Annotated in this window: 18 protein-coding genes; 11 read left to right on the forward strand and 7 right to left on the reverse strand. The window is 37.4% G+C overall.

Translation table 11 applies throughout. The annotated features are described in order from the left end of the window. The first annotated feature begins 13 nt into the window (after positions 1–13). The 7 genes from purF (at position 14) to AC1M84_RS01565 (ending at position 7,693) form a co-directional block, all read left to right on the forward strand. Complete coding sequence (gene purF / locus AC1M84_RS01535; RefSeq protein ID WP_481594280.1) at positions 14–1,552, forward strand: amidophosphoribosyltransferase; 1,539 nt, start codon at positions 14–16, stop codon at positions 1,550–1,552. A gap of 84 nt (positions 1,553–1,636) precedes the next feature. Continuing rightward, positions 1,637–3,526 carry a M48 family metalloprotease gene (locus AC1M84_RS01540; RefSeq protein ID WP_481592957.1) on the forward strand — a complete coding sequence of 630 codons (1,890 nt, stop codon included), beginning with the start codon at positions 1,637–1,639 and terminating at the stop codon, positions 3,524–3,526. A gap of 106 nt (positions 3,527–3,632) precedes the next feature. Then, positions 3,633–4,361, forward strand: coding sequence for a hypothetical protein (locus AC1M84_RS01545; RefSeq protein WP_481594281.1), 729 nt, complete (start codon positions 3,633–3,635; stop codon positions 4,359–4,361). Positions 4,362–4,390: 29 nt separating this feature from the next. Further along, entirely contained in the window at positions 4,391–5,350 is a 960-nt protein-coding gene (locus tag AC1M84_RS01550; protein ID WP_481594282.1) for a 2-hydroxyacid dehydrogenase, read from the forward strand. A gap of 96 nt (positions 5,351–5,446) precedes the next feature. Next, complete coding sequence (locus tag AC1M84_RS01555) at positions 5,447–6,886, forward strand: M48 family metalloprotease (RefSeq protein WP_481594283.1); 1,440 nt, start codon at positions 5,447–5,449, stop codon at positions 6,884–6,886. Between the two features lie 9 nt (positions 6,887–6,895). Next, positions 6,896–7,267, forward strand: coding sequence for a GFA family protein (locus AC1M84_RS01560; protein WP_481594284.1), 372 nt, complete (start codon positions 6,896–6,898; stop codon positions 7,265–7,267). A gap of 63 nt (positions 7,268–7,330) precedes the next feature. Further along, complete coding sequence (locus AC1M84_RS01565; protein ID WP_481592962.1) at positions 7,331–7,693, forward strand: hypothetical protein; 363 nt, start codon at positions 7,331–7,333, stop codon at positions 7,691–7,693. A 113-nt stretch (positions 7,694–7,806) separates the two neighbouring features. On the opposite strand, the gene AC1M84_RS01570 is transcribed toward AC1M84_RS01565, so the two are convergent. Together AC1M84_RS01570 and rpsU are read right to left on the reverse strand one after the other, a co-directional pair. After that, the gene (locus tag AC1M84_RS01570; RefSeq protein WP_481594285.1) at positions 7,807–8,253 is read right to left on the reverse strand and encodes a GatB/YqeY domain-containing protein; all 447 of its coding nucleotides are present in this window, start codon (positions 8,251–8,253) and stop codon (positions 7,807–7,809) included. Positions 8,254–8,286: 33 nt separating this feature from the next. Next, positions 8,287–8,502 carry a 30S ribosomal protein S21 gene (gene rpsU, locus AC1M84_RS01575; RefSeq protein WP_001136722.1) on the reverse strand — a complete coding sequence of 72 codons (216 nt, stop codon included), beginning with the start codon at positions 8,500–8,502 and terminating at the stop codon, positions 8,287–8,289. 144 nt (positions 8,503–8,646) lie between these two features. Between rpsU and tsaD the strand changes: the two genes are divergently transcribed. Next, positions 8,647–9,663, forward strand: coding sequence for a tRNA (adenosine(37)-N6)-threonylcarbamoyltransferase complex transferase subunit TsaD (gene tsaD / locus AC1M84_RS01580; RefSeq protein WP_481594286.1), 1,017 nt, complete (start codon positions 8,647–8,649; stop codon positions 9,661–9,663). A 47-nt stretch (positions 9,664–9,710) separates the two neighbouring features. On the opposite strand, the gene AC1M84_RS01585 is transcribed toward tsaD, so the two are convergent. The 3 genes from AC1M84_RS01585 to AC1M84_RS01595 all read right to left on the reverse strand — a co-directional run bounded on the left by AC1M84_RS01585 (position 9,711) and on the right by AC1M84_RS01595 (position 12,046). Beyond that, on the reverse strand, positions 9,711–10,658 hold the full coding sequence (locus AC1M84_RS01585) for an aldo/keto reductase (protein ID WP_481594287.1): 948 nt from the start codon (positions 10,656–10,658) through the stop codon (positions 9,711–9,713). 153 nt (positions 10,659–10,811) lie between these two features. Further along, positions 10,812–11,339, reverse strand: coding sequence for an Ail/Lom family outer membrane beta-barrel protein (locus AC1M84_RS01590; protein ID WP_481594288.1), 528 nt, complete (start codon positions 11,337–11,339; stop codon positions 10,812–10,814). A 152-nt stretch (positions 11,340–11,491) separates the two neighbouring features. Beyond that, positions 11,492–12,046 (reverse strand): DUF4385 domain-containing protein, encoded by a 555-nt coding sequence (locus tag AC1M84_RS01595; protein WP_481589804.1) that lies wholly within the window; start codon positions 12,044–12,046, stop codon positions 11,492–11,494. Between the two features lie 329 nt (positions 12,047–12,375). Here AC1M84_RS01595 and AC1M84_RS01600 point away from each other — a divergent pair, with 329 nt between their 5' ends. After that, positions 12,376–13,254, forward strand: coding sequence for a LysO family transporter (locus AC1M84_RS01600; protein WP_481594289.1), 879 nt, complete (start codon positions 12,376–12,378; stop codon positions 13,252–13,254). On the opposite strand, the gene AC1M84_RS01605 is transcribed toward AC1M84_RS01600, so the two are convergent. Next, positions 13,186–13,947 (reverse strand): hypothetical protein, encoded by a 762-nt coding sequence (locus AC1M84_RS01605; RefSeq protein ID WP_481594290.1) that lies wholly within the window; start codon positions 13,945–13,947, stop codon positions 13,186–13,188. The genes AC1M84_RS01600 and AC1M84_RS01605 overlap by 69 nt on opposite strands. A 389-nt stretch (positions 13,948–14,336) precedes the next feature. Next, the gene (locus AC1M84_RS01610; RefSeq protein ID WP_481592966.1) at positions 14,337–15,209 is read right to left on the reverse strand and encodes an ATP-binding protein; all 873 of its coding nucleotides are present in this window, start codon (positions 15,207–15,209) and stop codon (positions 14,337–14,339) included. Positions 15,210–15,414: 205 nt separating this feature from the next. Here AC1M84_RS01610 and AC1M84_RS01615 point away from each other — a divergent pair, with 205 nt between their 5' ends. After that, complete coding sequence (locus tag AC1M84_RS01615) at positions 15,415–16,959, forward strand: DUF3336 domain-containing protein (RefSeq protein WP_481586970.1); 1,545 nt, start codon at positions 15,415–15,417, stop codon at positions 16,957–16,959. Next, positions 16,904–17,752, forward strand: a complete 849-nt coding sequence (locus tag AC1M84_RS01620) for a protein kinase domain-containing protein (RefSeq protein ID WP_481594291.1) — start codon at positions 16,904–16,906, stop codon at positions 17,750–17,752. Before AC1M84_RS01615 ends, AC1M84_RS01620 begins: the two co-directional genes overlap by 56 nt. The last annotated feature ends 46 nt before the right edge of the window (positions 17,753–17,798 follow it).

Genomic DNA, 17,798 nt, shown 5'->3' on the forward strand with positions numbered 1-17,798 from the left:
CTGCGAGGTTGCTATGTGTGGAGTTGTTGGTATAGCTGGTAAATCACCTGTTAACCAAATGTTGTTTGATGCATTAACGATGTTACAACATCGTGGACAAGATGCTGCAGGGATTGTGACATGCCATAATGGTCGTCTCTTTTTGAGAAAAGACAATGGCATGGTGCGTGATGTATTTCATACACGTCATATGCGTGCATTGTTAGGTAATTACGGAATTGGTCATGTCCGATATCCAACAGCTGGCTCATCGAGTAGCGCTGAAGCACAACCATTTTACGTAAACTCTCCTTATGGTATTACTTTAGCGCACAATGGTAATTTAACCAATGCTGACGAGATTCATGATGATCTGTTTAAAACAGATTTACGTCACATGAATACTGATTCAGATTCAGAAGTGTTATTAAACGTTTTTGCACATGAATTACAAAAACGCGGCAAACTTACACCGACTGCGGATGATATTTTCCATGTAGTCACTCGTGTGCATGAGCGTTGTAAAGGTGGTTATGCTGTTGTTGCAATGATCACTGGTCATGGTTTAGTTGGTTTTCGTGATCCAAATGGCATTCGACCTTTAATTTTGGGATCGCGTGATACCGAGGATGGTGTTGAATATATCCTTGCTTCCGAATCAGTTGCTTTAACAGCGCTTGGTTTTAAAGTTGAACGTGATGTGATGCCAGGTGAAGCAATCTTTATTGATGATGCTGGTAATCTATTCACGAAGCAATGTGCGGCTAACCCACACCATAGCCCATGTATTTTTGAGTATGTTTATTTTGCTCGTCCAGATGCTATCATTGACGGAATTTCGGTATACAAAGCACGTTTGAAAATGGGTGAGAAGTTGGCGCAGAAAATCCTGCGTGAATGGAGTGAGGAGCATGACATTGATGTTGTTATACCTATTCCAGATACTTCGCGTACATCTGCTTTAGAACTTGCCAATACACTCGGTGTGAAGTTCCGTGAAGGTTTCATGAAAAACCGTTATATCGGTCGTACCTTCATTATGCCGGGTCAGCAGCTGCGTAAAAAGTCTGTACGTCAAAAGCTAAATCCAGTTGAATTGGAGTTTAAAGATAAGAACGTTTTGCTTGTAGATGACTCGATTGTGCGTGGTACAACGTGTAATGAGATTATTCAAATGGCACGTGATGCTGGTGCTAAAAAAGTTTTCTTTGCATCTGCTGCACCAATGGTGAAATACCCGAATGTCTACGGTATTGATATGCCAGTTAAAAACGAATTAATTGCTTCAAATCGTGATGTTGAAGAAATTCGTGAAATGATTGGTGCTGATCGTTTGATTTTCCAAGATTTGGAAGATTTAAAGCAAGCTGTTCGTACGAAAAAAGTACCTGAGTTAACTGACTTTGACTGCTCAGTATTTGACGGTATTTACGTTGCGGGTAACATTGATGAGTCGTATCTCGATGGTTTAGAGCGCAAGCGTAATGACTCTGCCAAGAAAACCAAAGATGGTTATATCGATCTAAATATTGATGCAGCCTCAGTTGATCTGAGTGGTATTAAAGAAAATTAATTTATAGTTTTCTATTTGAAAAAGCGGGTATTTCCCGCTTTTTTAATTTATGATCACAAGACAATGTAATGAGGAAATTTTACATTGAAAGATGTGAGTGGTTACTTAATTAAAAACAAAAATATGCTGTGGTCATTAAGCGTATGTTTAATTGTTATTGTGCTCGCAATTATCATTTTAAACACGACGCTCGGATTGTTGGTTCATTATATTGATCCTTCTGAGTCCATTTGGTGGCATTTTCTCAGTCCATATATGATGGTGCTATTGATTAGCATTATTGGTGGTTCTGTCGTTTATGAGTTTTATGTCTTCCGCTCTGGTGGTCATACGCTCGCAAAACAATTGAAAGCACGACAACTCACTTTTATTGAAAGTACTCCAGAAGAAAGTACAGCGCTTAGGCTTGCTGAAAAATTAGCACATCGATTCTCAATTGATACACCTACACTCTATGTCTTACCCGATGAAATAGGGGTTAATGCACTGACTGCGGGTTTTCATCCCAAAGATACTGTGATTATTCTGACTTGGGGGGCGCTACAAAATCTTGATGAGTTAGAGCTTTATGGATTGTTGGGTCATGAATTCCATAAAATTTTATCGGGTGAAACTCGAGAAAATACTCGTCTTAAAATTTTATACAGTGGGTTAATTACCTTTAGCCAATGGGGCAGTAAAATCGCGAAGCAGGGATTTCGACGTAATCGGGGTCAATTGAGAGATAGTTTGGAAACAACTTTTGTGGCGATCGGTGGAGTCATATGGTTAATTGGTAGTTTAGGCGTCTTTATTACGCGTCTGATGAAATATATTACTTTGGGTAGTCGAACATTGTATAACGATGCAATGACAAGACGATTATTGAGTAGTAATGCTAATATTCAAACCTTATTGAGAATCTATGTTCATCACGCAGGATCACAGATTCATAGTGAATATTCTGAAGCTATTTCTCATATGTGCTTTGCTAACTCACTTAGTCCTCAAAGTTGGTTGAATATCCAACCTTGTATTCAAGATCGTATATATGAATTAAATCCGAATTTACTTGAGGATATTCAATTAGAAAATTTACAAAAATTACGCAATCAACCACTATTTAGTTTAATGCGTTCTTTAGAGGAATCTATTGCTGAAGAATATAATCCATGGATGTCACCACAGCCACTTCCATTATTAAGATTATCACCGATCAGCTTTGCAATTAAGGATGCCATCAAACCCTTAAATAGTGAAGTTAGACAGCAGATGAAACGTCCAGAACTCATTCAAAGGGCTTTGCAAACTTCGACTGGTGCGCGTGAAGTGATGGTTGCGATTTTAATGATTCGGCAATACCGTGAATTTATTCCTTCTGATGCACCTGTGAGTCGTGCAATTGTCGACTCACTGTTAAATATAGATGGACGAGTGCATATTCAAATTTTTCATGAGGCATGTAGGCAATTGGGAAATATGCCTGCTACAAGTGCACGTCAGTTCATTACTAAATTGGCTAAAATTATTCAAGAAGATGGTGAAATTGGGCTTTTGGATGCTTTACTGATTGAAAAGGTGAAGTCTCAACTGGATTTATTGCCAATACATCGTCCAACCTCAATTGAGGATGCTAAGCCGCAAATTGTTAGGCTAATAGATGCGTTATTACATGTTCAGCAGTTAAATACTGCTAATCAGCTTGAAGTTAGAACCCAAATCTTAGAACGAATTTTAACTCGTGATGAAATTGAGTTTTATGAAGAAATTTCAGATGAACCTATCGACTTAGGTGAAATTCTTAATGATATTGCTGGATTGTTGTTGAGAGATCGGTTGAGTATTTTGGGTGTTGCTGAATTATGTTTATGGAATGATCGAATTATTACACAAGATGAGTTGGATGTACTTGAATTATTATATTGGCGACTTGGATTTGAAAGTGATGAAATTGTGGATCAAATGCATAAGAAAAACAGCGTCATTATTGTTTAGCTATCAATGCATTCTGAATTTAAAAGCTGCAAGGATGTTAATGCGTCAGAAATGAAATTAAGTTATGATTGTTTGCGGATTAAAAGTTCAGTAAAAGATTAAAAAAGTGGGTAGAATACCCAGCCCTCATGCCAGTCCATCTGTAATGAATGTGAATATGTTAGAGCATCAAAGAAGCCTCTTAGCTGTGATGGGAATCGATATATGGATTCCACAAAATACGGCACAAACACGTCATTACAAACCTTCCTTATATCGCGATCAGGTTGAAGAAAATCATCCAATAGATGTATCTTTTCCTGAATTTGCGCAAGCTCAATCAGAACAGTTCATCACAAAACCAGCTTCACAAGTTGAACAGCTAAATAAAGATGATTCTTCGCTTCAGTTAAAAAGTAATCCAGACGGTGTGCAGCTTCCTCGAGAGTCTGTGGAAAATGACAAACAGTCTCAAGATGAGGCTGTTGAGCGTCAACCGCTTGTAATCGATGCTTTTGAAATTCAAGCGATGATCACTAAAACACATACTATTCTGCTAGATGCTACAGCGCTCACCACAGAACAAGAAAACTTATGGGTGAATATCCAGCGTAGTGTGAGTTCACAGTTTTACGATTTAAAATGGCCATTTAATTTCGCTCAATTCCAAGATGGAAGAGGTGCTCAAGTATTTATACAGGGTTTTATCGATGCATTATCTGTTGATAAAAAAATATTGAGCTTAGGGTATTTGCCGCATATATCGACGACGCAGCATATGCAGATTGCAAGCTTACAAGACATGATTGAGCAGCCATTGTTAAAGCGTCGCTTGTGGAACTTAATTAAAAATTAAATCGATACTGGATCTAAAGAGGGAGTTTTATGAAAAAAAAGGTTGTGGTATTTAGTCAGATAGATCCGAAAATATTAAATCAATTAGAATCGAAATATCAGGTCGTTCAAATTAATCCAAAACAGGGTGACATTAATGAGCAACTTTTAAGAGAAGTTGCGGATGCAGATGGGATGATAGGCGCTGGGCGTCGTTTAAATCAAGACAACTTACAGACCGCAAAAAAACTTAAAATTATTTCTTCGGTCAGTGTGGGCTATGATAATTACGACGTTGAATATTTAAGACAACAGGGTATTTGGTTGACCAATACGCCTCATGTGTTAACAGAGACGACCGCTGATTTGGCTTTTACCTTATTGATGACAGCGGCTCGTAAAGTGACACATTTAGATTCTTGGACAAAGCAGGGGAATTGGACACGTACCGCCGGTGTAGCACAATTTGGTCAAGATATTTATGGGAAAACGCTCGGCATCATTGGCTTAGGTCATATCGGTGCTGCGATAGCTAGACGTGGTTTTTACGGTTTTAATATGAATATTCAATACCATAATCGGAAGCCATGTATAGAGCGAGCTGAGCCTTTAAAGGCGAAATATTGTGATCTTGATACTTTACTTTCAACGTCTGATTTTATCGTCATTGCAGTCGATTTAAATGAGCAATCGAAAGCGCTGATCGGTCAAGCTCAATTTGAGAAAATGCAAAAACATACTGTGTTTGTGAATATTGCCAGAGGATCAGTTGTTGATGAGTCGGCCTTGATTGAGGCGCTTGAAAATCACAAAATTTTTGCTGCTGGTTTAGATGTTTATCAGAAAGAGCCGCTCCAAGAATCACGGTTGTTCCAATTGGAAAATGTCGTGACATTGCCACATGTAGGTTCGGCGACAGCAGAAACCAGAATGAAAATGGCAAATCTTGCTTATGATAATCTGGTAAAAGCCTTAGATGGGGATGAGCCTCAATATATTGTGAATAAGTAAAGTCTGTTGAGCATGATAATAAACGTAACAGTTCATCATTAATCTTCACATTATTCAATGTTATAGTCGATGAAGTACACGTTTAGGAATACAGGTTTGAAGAAGATCATTTTGGCTTTATTGATAGCGAGTTCGAGTTTTTCAGCGGCGGCTGATGAACTCTACAATGCCAATAAAATTCAATTTGAAGTGCCTGATATTAATAGTGGTATTGGATTTATCGATCAACAAAAAGAAAAAATGATCGGTGAAAAAGTCTATCGTCAAGTACAGCAACAACTTCCAGTGTTAAACAATGTTTGGTTGGAAGATCAATTTATGGCTGTATTCCGAAAAATTATTGCGCAAACACAGTTGGGTCAACCAATTGCTTTGGTGATTGTAAACGATCCGCAAATTAATGCCTTTGCTGTACCTGGCGGTTTATTTGCATTGAATAGCGGATTAATTACGTCGGCAAAGAACATGGATGAAGTCGCGGGTGTGGTTGCTCATGAGGTGGCACACGTCTCGCAAAGACACTATAGTCGTTCTCAAGAGGCTTTTAAAGGGCAGGGATTGCTTGCACTCGCAGGTATCATTGTGGGTGCTGCAATTGCATCACAAGCTGATGGTAATGCAGGTGCTGCCCTGATGATGGGAACTCAAGCTGCATTGGTGGATCGACAGCTAAGTTATAGTCGTAATCAAGAGCGTGAAGCAGACCGTATTGGAATGCAATTGATGTATCGTGCTGGATATAACCCGTACAGTATGTCTGAGTTTTTTGAAACCATGAATCGTGCGACTCCAAAAATTAGTTATCTTCCTGATTTTTGGTTAACACATCCTTTGACTACTCAGCGTATGAGCGAGGCTCGATTACGTGCAGATCAACTTCCTAAAGTTCCATATAGCAACACACTCTCTGAGTTTGATCAGATCAAGTGGTATACCGCAGTTGTGACCAATCAAACCAACGAGGAACAGTTAAAGGGAGTGGTGAGAGCAAATGCATTGGCTGGAAGAATTGCACTGTCTGCTTTTTATTTAAAGCGTGGTGATTTTGATCTAGCACAAAAAGAAATTGAGCTTGCTAAGAAAGTCCAGCCAAATCATCAGCTTATCGCGCTTATTCAAGCAGATATCTACTTGGCGACCAATCAATTTGATTCTGCGCAGGAAACGATATTGGTGCGTCAACGAATAACGCCTGAAAATCGCGCTCTAAGCTATAAATTAGCTGAAATTTATATTCGACAGGGAAATTTTGTTGCTGCTGAAAGGTTGGCGAATAAATTTATCCAAATCAATAATCGTGATGCGCAAGCATGGTTCATCCGACAACAAGCGGCAAATTTAGATATTAATAATCCTTTACGTACTGTAAATGTTTTGCGATATCGGGCTGAAGTTGAATATTGGAAGGGGGCGGAAGAGAATGCGATACGCTCACTCATTCATGCTCAGCGTTTAGCTAAGGAAAATAACTCTATGAGTGCAATCATCAATCAAAGACTGCGGATGATGCAGGATGAACGTCAACAAAAATTATAAGAGGTTTAAATGATAAAAGGTCGATGCTTATGTGGGAAGATACAATATATTTATCATGGCGTTCTTGAGAAAAGTATTTTGTGCTATTGCAAGCACTGTCAGTTGGCTCAAGGCGGTTTTGCTGCATGGAATAGCCCGCTCCCGCTTGAAAACTTCGAGTTAATTTCTGGTGAAGATGTGCTTAAGTCTTATTTTCATACCGAGTTAAAGGCAAGAGTATTTTGTGGTGAATGTGGAAGTCCTTTATATTCACATCGGCTTGATTTACCAGGCATTATACGTTTAAGGCTCGGTTCTGTGGTTGAAGGGAAAATACCGCCACCTTATGAAGAGTTTTTCCAGGAATACAAACCTAACTTTATTGAAACTATTCATTCTTAATGGTTAGATTGTTTTAGAATGATGAATGAATAAATATTTTAAATTATGTGATTGAATCTAATAATGAAATTGCCACTATTTTTTATGATGTTGTTTGGGGTAGGTGTGTTCACTCATGCGGAAACACTTCCTGTTAAATTTACACAAGAAATTGAAGTTGTATCACAAAAATATAATGCCGATATGAGGCATTTTCTAAAAATGCTAGCACCAAATACAACACATTTTAGCGTTGATCAGACTCAAAGATATTGTGTCATTGTTGGAACTTATGTCGATGGCTTTTATCGAGTGGTGGATAAATATCGAAAGGATTTACCACTTTCCTACTCTAGAATGAGTAAACAGGATGTTGTTGAGAAAGTGAAGCGATCTAAAGAAATGCAGATTTTACAAAGATATAATATTCAATGTGAGCTTAAATAATCAGAAAGTGAAAAACTAAAAAGTATTGTTGTAATAAAATCGGGGATATGTGATTTAGACTGGACTATTTAATGCCATTATTAAATAGACCAAATCAAACATAATACGAAAACTTAAGAAAGTTGAGCTTTAATTTTACTCGAAACTTGTGCAGGATCGGCACGTCCGGCTATGATCGGACGTAGAGAATTCATCACCTTACCCATATCTTTCATGCTAGTAGCTTGTTGCGCAGCAATCGTTTGCGCAATAATTGAATCAAGTTCTTCCTCAGTCATAGCTGCTGGTAGAAATTGAGATAAAACCTCAACCTCGGCTTGTTCCTTACTAGCTAAGTCTTGTCGATTAGCGCTTTCAAAAGCTTTAATCGATTCTTTACGTTGCTTGATTTGTTTTTCAATGACCGCGAGAACTCGACTATCATCTAGTTCTACGCGTTCATCGACTTCGATTTGCTTAATTGCTGCTTGGAGACTACGAATCACCGTTAACTTATCCATTTCTTTAGCACGCATTGTTGCTTTCAAAACGTCAGTAATTTGGTTTTTTAAAGTAGCCATTTATATATCCGAGCAGTCAATCACAAATTAATCTTAGTAAAGGCGAGTAGTACGTACTGATTCACGCGCCAATTTCTTTTGGTAGCGTTTAACAGCAGCAGCTTTTTTGCGCTTACGTTCTTGAGTTGGTTTCTCGTAGAATTCACGTTTACGAACGTCAGCTAAAACACCCGCTTTTTCGCATGAACGTTTGAAACGACGGATAGCTACGTCTACTGGTTCGCCTTCTTTCAATTTAACTTGTGGCATGAAGAATCCTCTAGTTTATGGATAAGACTAAGCGCCGAATTGCGCTGAGTCACAAGTGAAGGTCAGTATTTTACTCATTTACATCTCATATCACAAGTCTATAATAGCTTTAGCAATATTTTGAAATGGGTTAAAGGCAATTTAATGATCGTTTTAGGCTTAGAAACGTCGTGTGATGAAACTGGTCTCGCACTCTATGACAGCGAAGTCGGCTTAAGAGGACAGGTGTTATATAGTCAGATTAAATTGCATGCTGAATATGGTGGAGTGGTACCCGAATTGGCATCACGCGATCATGTTCGTAAATTAATTCCTTTAATCAATCAATTGCTTGAAGAAAGTCAAATCAAAAAATCTGAGATTGATGCGGTGGCTTATACACGTGGTCCAGGCCTAATGGGTGCACTCATGACTGGAGCATTATTTGGTCGTACGCTTGCATTTGCGTTAAATAAACCAGCGATTGGTGTGCATCATATGGAAGGGCATATGTTGGCGCCTCTTTTATCAGCCACTCCACCGGAATTTCCGTTTGTCGCTTTGTTGGTCTCGGGTGGGCATACACAATTAATGGCGGCATATGATATTGGTCATTATGAAATCTTAGGTGAGTCGATCGATGATGCAGCGGGTGAAGCATTCGATAAGGTTGCTAAGATGATGGGGTTGCCTTATCCAGGCGGTCCAAATATCTCTAAACTTGCTGAGCAAGGTGATGCCACTGCTTTTGAATTTCCACGTCCTATGTTGCATCAAGGTTTGGAATTTTCATTTAGCGGCTTAAAAACAGCAGTTTCTGTCCAAATGAAAAAATTAGGTGAAGAAAACCGAGACGCTGATATTGCTGCGAGTTTTCAAGAGGCTATTGTTGATACATTGGTCAAAAAATCAGTTAAAGCATTAAAACAAACTGGTCTTAAGCGTTTGGTCATTGCTGGTGGTGTGAGTGCCAATAAGCGTCTTCGTGAACGTCTTGAAGCAGAATTAGCTAAAATAAAAGCTCAAGTATATTATGCTGAACCAGCTTTATGTACGGATAATGGCGCCATGATTGCTTTTGCTGGATATCAACGCTTAAAAGCAGGACAACATGATGGCTTAGCCGTGACAACGACGCCACGTTGGCCGATGACGGAACTCAAAAAACCTACTGAAGCATAAATGTTTGGTCACGAGAAAAAAGAGGCTTATAGCCTCTTTTTTTATATTTACATTATTGAAAGAATTTGCATGTCTTCTGGTGAGAGTTGAAGATTCACTGCATTTGAAAATTGGGTAATTTGTTCAAGGTTTGTTGCACTGGCGATTGGTGCTGAAATATGCTTTTGCGCAAGTAACCAAGCCAAAGCTACCTCAGCAGGTGCCGCATTGTGGCGCGATGCCACTTCTCTGAGCTTATCTAAAAGGTTTAAGCCTCGATCATCAAAATATTTTACAAGCGTATCTGCACGTTGACGCCCTTGAATATTTTCTAATGACGAATATTTCCCAGATAGAAATCCACTAGCCAGACTATAAAAACTTACGACACCAATTTGATGGCGTTCACAAATGGGTTGCAGTGTTTGTTCGAATACATCGCGATCGTAAAGATTATATTCAGGTTGAAGAACCTGATAATGTTGCACACCAATCTTTTGTGCAGCTTGAATAGAAGCGTCTAATTGATCAGCTGAAAAATTAGAAGTGCCATAGGCGCGAATTTTTCCTTGATCTTTGAGCTTTGAAAATACTGATAATGTTTCTTCATGAGGTGTGTTTTCATCAGGCCAGTGTGCAAAATAAAGATCAAGATAATCTGTTTTTAAACGACTAAGTGAGTCTTCAACTGCTTGCATAATCCATCGTTCAGATAAACCTTGATGGCCGGGGATCCCCATATCTAAACCGACTTTAGTAAATAGCACGATGTCTTCACGTTTACTTGGATTTTGTTTTAACCAATTACCAATGATTGTTTCTGACTCGCCACCATGATTGCCTGGTGCCCAAATGGAATAGAAGTCTGCTGTATCAATGGTGTTAAATCCACGCTCATACAGTGCATCTAAAATTTTGAAACTTTTTTTTTCATCAACCGTCCAACCGAATACATTTCCTCCGAATACGATGGGTGAGATGAATAAATCAGTTTGTCCAAGTTTTCTTTTTTGCATGAAACATCCTAGATAGAATAATACGACTTATTCTAGCTATATAGGATTCGTCTATTTCTCGCTATCCAAATAATGTATAAACATTATCCAATGATTTTGACAAAAAAAGAGGCAAAAAGCCTCTTTTTTAATTCTCTATGTATTCAAGCTGAATTAGAAACGATAACCTGCGCTGATGTTGAACCCATCAAATTTAGCCCCATCAACTTTAGTACCTTCATAACCGATATTAATCGCATATTGCGGAGCAGGGTTAATATTAATACCAACACCATATGCAAACGCTGTTTCACTTAGATCCATGTTTTCATATATGTTCAAGGCGCGATATGAACTTTCAACTTTTGAATGCGCGATCCCGACAACACCATAAACACTGAAATTCTCGTTGAGACGATAAGCAGGACCTGCTAGCAGAGAAAAATGCTTTACATCTGTATCTTGGCGTTCCCCTGGTTCAATCCAAGTTTCATCACCAGTTTGATACGACATTGTTGCCATAACGCTTAAAGGAGTCTCGAGTTCATAGCGATATTGAGCGTGAATACCACGAATATCAAACGCATTTTTAATTTCAGACTGAGCATAACCCAATGAAACGGTATGTTGTTGGGCAAAAGTTGTCGTTGTTAGAGTGGTTATCGAGAGGATTAAACCCAATTTTAAAAATTTAGTTATCATGGCGCATGCTCATTATTTGTGATGTATTTATCTTTAAATGCAAAAAATGGTGATCATTTTTTGGTAAATGCTATTGTACTTTCTATTTTTCTATTGTAAATAAAAATTAAAGAAATAGTTTTGTTTGTATTATACATGGTGTGTGAATGTATTTATTGACTCGCAATTGAGTTTTTAAATCGTTCTTTTAATGCAATATAGTGAGAATGCTGTTTAGCTTCATCCCATTTCACTTTAAAAATTCGTGCTGCTGCAGCCTTAATAGCGTCTTCTTGTTGGCGTGGTAGTTCTTCACGCCCGTGAGCACCACTTAAACCTTTTTTGTCATTAGGTACAGGACCTTTATATTTTTTTCCACCTTTATGGTTGGCATAACGTCTCGCTCGGGTATAACCCATTTGTAAAAATTTACGAGCCATATCTGCACCGACAAAATCATCGACTGCTAAATATTCAAGAAAGAGTTGATAAATCTTATTAGAACTCTCTCTAGCTTTATCTTCATCTGCAAATTTCCAAAAGGGCAGAATTTCAGATTTGTAAGGTTCGACGAGTAATACACCCTGTTCACCACGACCAATTCGATAGAGTTCCGGTCTCTCTCTGAAATTAATTTTTTTAAAGTCCAAAGAGTAATCAAAACTTTGAGAGTTAACACGAGAGCTTCTACGTGGGATGTTATCGAGGTCTTTATGATTGTAAGCCATCACATTCTCTTTTGTAGTTTTAAAAATATATTAGGTGATCTCAAATGAAAAACGATTATAGAATTGTGAGTGATATTTTAAAAATGTGATTAGTTGTTTTAAAGAGATGCGCTAAACACGCCGAAAGATTGAAATTGAACTATACGAGAAATCAAAACAACGAATTAGATTATGGACGATATCGGGGCGAAATTAAGTTTTAAACTTAAAATCTAGCAGACACAAATGATTAGATATGACTATGCTCAATAAGAAACATTTTGTCATATAAGTTTTATATCTATGAATTAATCTAAGCGATACGTATAAAAATAATTTTGGAAGTCTGATTGGATCTTATCATCATCATTTTTGGCTATCTATATGGTCGTAAATTTCATCCCAAAAAGTACATTGAACAAGTATTTTTTTTAGCCCTGATTTTATTTATATTTTTTTGCACTGTTTACGCAGCTCCAAACCTACTCGCATTAGAAAATCCTAAAGCTGTTTTGAGCAAGTTAGTTATTCTCGCACTCGGGGTATGCGTATTTACTTACTGGTTTAGTTCTCTATTTTATAAGAAGAAACAGCAGGAAAACAGTAAACGAGGCACAATCCAAATTAAGGACATCATTAAAATATTGACAGTGTATCTTTTACTTATTTTGGTGTTTGTGGGAGGGATCTTCACTTATCGAATGGATTTAATAGATGAGCAAATAGCTTTAAGTATTCAAAACGTGCTTATCTACATTATTCTATTTTTGATCGGAGTTCTTATATCAGCCTCTAACATCAAAACATTGCAATGGCATGATTTAAAACTCCCAATCATAATGGTATTGGCAAATACAATATTTGCCTGCTTTATGCTGATAATTTGGAAGGAAAGTGCTGTATTGCTATCTGGATTCGGTTGGGCAAGTCTGTCTGCTGCAATGATTTCACAGAAACTAAATCCCTTATTGGCAGTTCAAGCTTTAATTGTGGATATGATTCGAGGGATGTTTTCCATCATTTTTCTACAAGTTTTTGGAAGACATCAACCACAAGCAGCAATTAGCACCACAGGTGTACTGTCCTGTGATGCATTCTTACCGATGATTAAGCAACATTGTGGTGAGCAATATGTGCTAGAAGCGTTTAAAGCGGGACTATTATTGTCGCTGTTTTGTCCATTGAATATATTTATTGCGATTCATTTTACCCAAAGTATGACAAGTTAAACGGTAAAACACCTCAAAGACAGTGATTTTGGCAATCACTAACATACCATCACCATTGATATATCCTGCATTGTGATTCAAAAAAAAAGCAGCATCCTCATTCATATTATCGTGTTCGTGCTTACAACCGCGTGTTCCTCCAAGACCATCGTTATAAATAAAAACATGACCAGATTTTGAAAGTTGATAATTAAATTGCTGAGAGAATAGGGTGCAAAGGTCTTGCATTTCTGTATTGTTATCGAGGTTTAGGCGAGTCGGCCATGTATTTTTTTTGAAAGCATAACGTGTAATTGCACGATAACTTGAGGGATGTAAACACACAGCAAAAAAATATGATGGTGCTGGGTGGCGGATCATTTGAGAAATGATGAAGTAAATATATTGGAATTTTAATAGATTTGATTTTCGATAGGCGCTAAGAAGACCTGCTTGACCACGAAAAACATTTATTGTCTTGTCATACTTTTTGACTTCATAACGTTGCATACATAAAAATCCAACAGGTTTTTCTTCATCAAAATAGATCAAAACCCGTTTGCTTGCAGCATCATCGGGGGCATAGGCTTGAGCAATGTCATTCAAATCACAACCCTCTGGTGTCATGAAGATCGCTTGATGAAGCGTTTTTAATATATTTTGCACTTCTGGGAATTGTGTATGTTGGTTACTATATTTTTTAATTTGAAGCATGGATGCAGCCTTTTTCTATAATTATTTGCGTCCCTCATACTATTTTTGAATTGTTAAGTTTGGGTTACATTAATTTTTTCGAAAAACAAAAAATGGTTGTTATGTTATATTGTTTTAAATTTAAATTATTTTTTTAATTCTTATTTAGTTAATAAATTTTATTTAAATTAATAGCTTAAAGTAATATTTGAGATTTTTTTATTTAAAATTTTTTTAATATCGATAGAGAGCAATGAGTTAAATTGTTAATTTTATCTTTATAATTATTCATGAATAATTTATTAACTTTTATCGTAATAAAAGCTAATAACTTAGCTTAAAGAGTGAAAGTCGAGAAACTAAGACGTCATTCCATCTTAGTTTCTTATTGCAGAAGCTGATGTAAATGCTTAATCACGCTTTAATTGAGTAGAGCCGATCCAATGTTTTGAAAATTGGAATGCAGAACGACCTGAGCGTTGACCTCTGGCTTGGCACCAACGTAGCGCTTCAGCACGTACTTCAGGTGTCATTTCAATATCAGATTTTTTTAAGTAGTGCTCTACAATCTCTAAATAAAGATTTTGATCCATCGGGTAGAATGAAAGCCAAAGACCAAAACGATCAGACAATGAGATTTTTTCTTCGATCGCTTCTTGCGGATGTAATTCAGTATATTGAGGCACGTCCACTTTAGTGATCGGGGTGTTTTCATGCATAAATTCTGGGAGTAGGTGGCGGCGGTTACTGGTCGCATAAATAATAAAGTTGCCAGAACCTGACTCTAGTGAACCATCTAACACACTTTTTAAGCTACGATAATTTTCGTCTTCAGCATTAAAGGCTAAGTCATCGCAATAGACGATAAATTTTTCAGAACGACCTTCAATAATTTTTTGTATTTCTGGTAGGTCTGACAGATCATCACGCTCAATTTCAATGATGCGTAAACCACGGTCAGCATATTTAGACAGTAAAGATCTCACAATAGATGATTTTCCGGTTCCACGAGATCCTGTCAATAAAATATCGTTTGCAGGTAAGCCTTGTAAAAATTGTTCAGTGTTTTGCAGTATTTTTTCTTTTTGTTTTTCGATACCTTTTAAATCATCAAGATGAATTATTTTAGGTTTTTGAATGGGGATCAGCCGTTTATTTTGCCATTTGTATCCTAGTGCTGAGAAATCAATTTCCTGACTCGGTTCAGATAATGTGCGATTAAGTTGGTCAATAAGTTGAGAAATTTTTGTTAACAGTTGATCTGGTAGTTCTAGAGTCGCCATAGGTATTCGTGAAATACAATTCAATAAAATCAAGTTTAATCTACATGATGACGACAGCGATGTGAACTGATCTAAGGGATAAATCTATGATGACTGGTCGATACAAGAAATAAATTTTATTAAGTTGATTATTTTGTGCTTTTTTTGCATAGTTTAAAAACTGAACAAAACTAATTGAACTAATAAAAATCAAAGGACTAGCTCAATGATTTTAGGCACTCGTAGTCAAATTAATCCGCATCAAGCGTATCGAATTAAAAAAATGCAACATGAGCTTGAACGTGCGGAGAGCTATGAAGAGTGGAAAGACATTGCCTTAAAGCTGGATGAGGAGACGGGCGCTCAGGAATGGAAGTTTGATAATACTTCACCCTATTTTGATGCTGAAATTATATCGCATCGTTTAAATCTCTTACGCCGTTACAAGCTGAATCATCGTGTAATTGATCTTATCTATATTTTGCGAGAAGGCCTGAGTCATGATGTCGCTAATATTGGTCATCCTATGCTGTTCACACAAACATATATTGGCACTAAAAAACTTATTGAGGACTATATTGAAGAGGTTTCACAGAGTTTAATTTATATCGCTTCAGATGAATGTTCGGGTTTGACGCATCAAGAAAAATTTGATTTTTTTAAAAATTGTCAACTGACCTATGGTCAACCAGCAATGATGTTTTCTGGTGGGGCCTCATTAGGATTGTTTCATACAGGCGTGTGTAAGGCGCTGATGGAACAAGATTTGATGCCGAAAGTTTTATCAGGTTCGAGTGCTGGTGCGTTGATGACGGCGATGTTAGGCGTTTCTGATCAAAAAGATATTGATCAGCTGCTGACAGGAGAGAGCTTTTATAGTGAAGCATTCCATTTCAGAAGTTTCAAAGAGTTGCTTAGAGGAAATGGTGGTATTGCAGATGTGCGATATCTTAAGAAATTTTTAGTGGAAAATTTAGGGGACTTAACGTTTCAAGAAGCGTATGAAAAGTCTGGGCTTGATATCAATATCAGTGTCGCACCTTATGATGTCGCTCAGGAAGATGCTCGTATCATGAACAAATATACTGCACCAGATTTACTGGTGTGGAGTGCAGTTTTGGCATCATGTGCCGTTCCCATCTTATTTCCTCCAGTTCGACTGACCAGTAAGCGTTATGATGGAGTGCATACACCATACTTGGCAAGTATTCGTTGGGTGGATGGCAGTGTGAGAAGTGATTTTCCACAAGAGAAAATGGCTCGTCTTTACAATATTAATTACACCATTGCCAGTCAGGTGAATCCACATATTGTGCCATTCATGCAAAGTGATGCGGAACGTTTTAGAACAGATCTGCTCAGCTGGCCGCAACGTTTAGTGCGTAAACATGGTAAAACGATTGCGATGGATGTCATGAATTTCACTCGTGACCGAATGGGCAGTGTGCCGACGATTAGACGACTATTGGATCACGGTTATGGTATTGTTGATCAGCGTTATTATGGGGATTTAAATATTGTAGGTAATTATAGTCTGCGACATTATCATTATATGTTACAAAATCCGCGACCTCATTTGTTTAAAGTCCTTCAAAGAGAAGGGGAACGGGCAACTTGGTCAAAACTGTCCAGTATTGAAACACATGCGCGTATAGGAAAAACCATTGAACATTGTTTGGATATGCTGACGCAACTGAAACAGCAAAATGAATCTCTTGAAAAACAATCTACAGTGGCAAACCATTCAGCCTCTGCTCAGGCAACCAGTTAATTCTCAACAAAGTCAGCAGTATGGTCGTCTAATTTATTGTATCGAAATAGATGACCAAACTTATTGGGTTAAGCGACAACAGCAGGGTATCAGTTCACAGCATGAGCAGTGGTTCGACAATGAGATAAAACACTACCAATCACTCAGTACTCGCTCTTCAAAGATCTTAGTGCCGTTTGAGATCGTGTATGACGAAAACAGTAGATTCAATACACGTATATCAAAGCATGATTCTTCATCATTGATTCTGATAGAAAATGCGGCGCCGTTATTTGAAGTAGAAAATTCTGTCTATATTCAAATGCAGACCTTCCCACACAATGAGTTTTCAAATGTGGTCAATTTATTATTACATAGTCTAGATGCATTACTATCGATTCATGATCAAGGATTGGTCCATGCAGATCTCAAAAGAGAACATTTTAGAATATTCAATGGTCAACCCAAATTAATTGATTTTGAACAGATGTTTCACTTTGAGTGCCATCCTCAAGTTTCTACGCATGGAACACCAAGGTATATGGCGCCTGAGTTGTTTCATGGTGAGTCAAAATCACAAGCATCAGATATATATGCACTCGGTATTATTTGGTTAGAATGGTTAAATCAGTACTCAATCCGTAAAAAAAGCTATATAGATTGGGCAAAATGGCATTGTCAGCAATTAAAAGTTGAAATTATAAGGCCTTTTTCTGACTTAACACCAGTACTCCAGCAGATGTTGATGAAAAATAAATCACAAAGATTGAACAATATTTATCAATTAAAACAGTTATTAAGCGAATTTGTTTAAAGAAAAACCAGTAAAATGGATAATTGTTTTATATTTAGTCAAACAA

The organism is Acinetobacter sp. 24-47-66 (genome assembly GCF_056779755.1).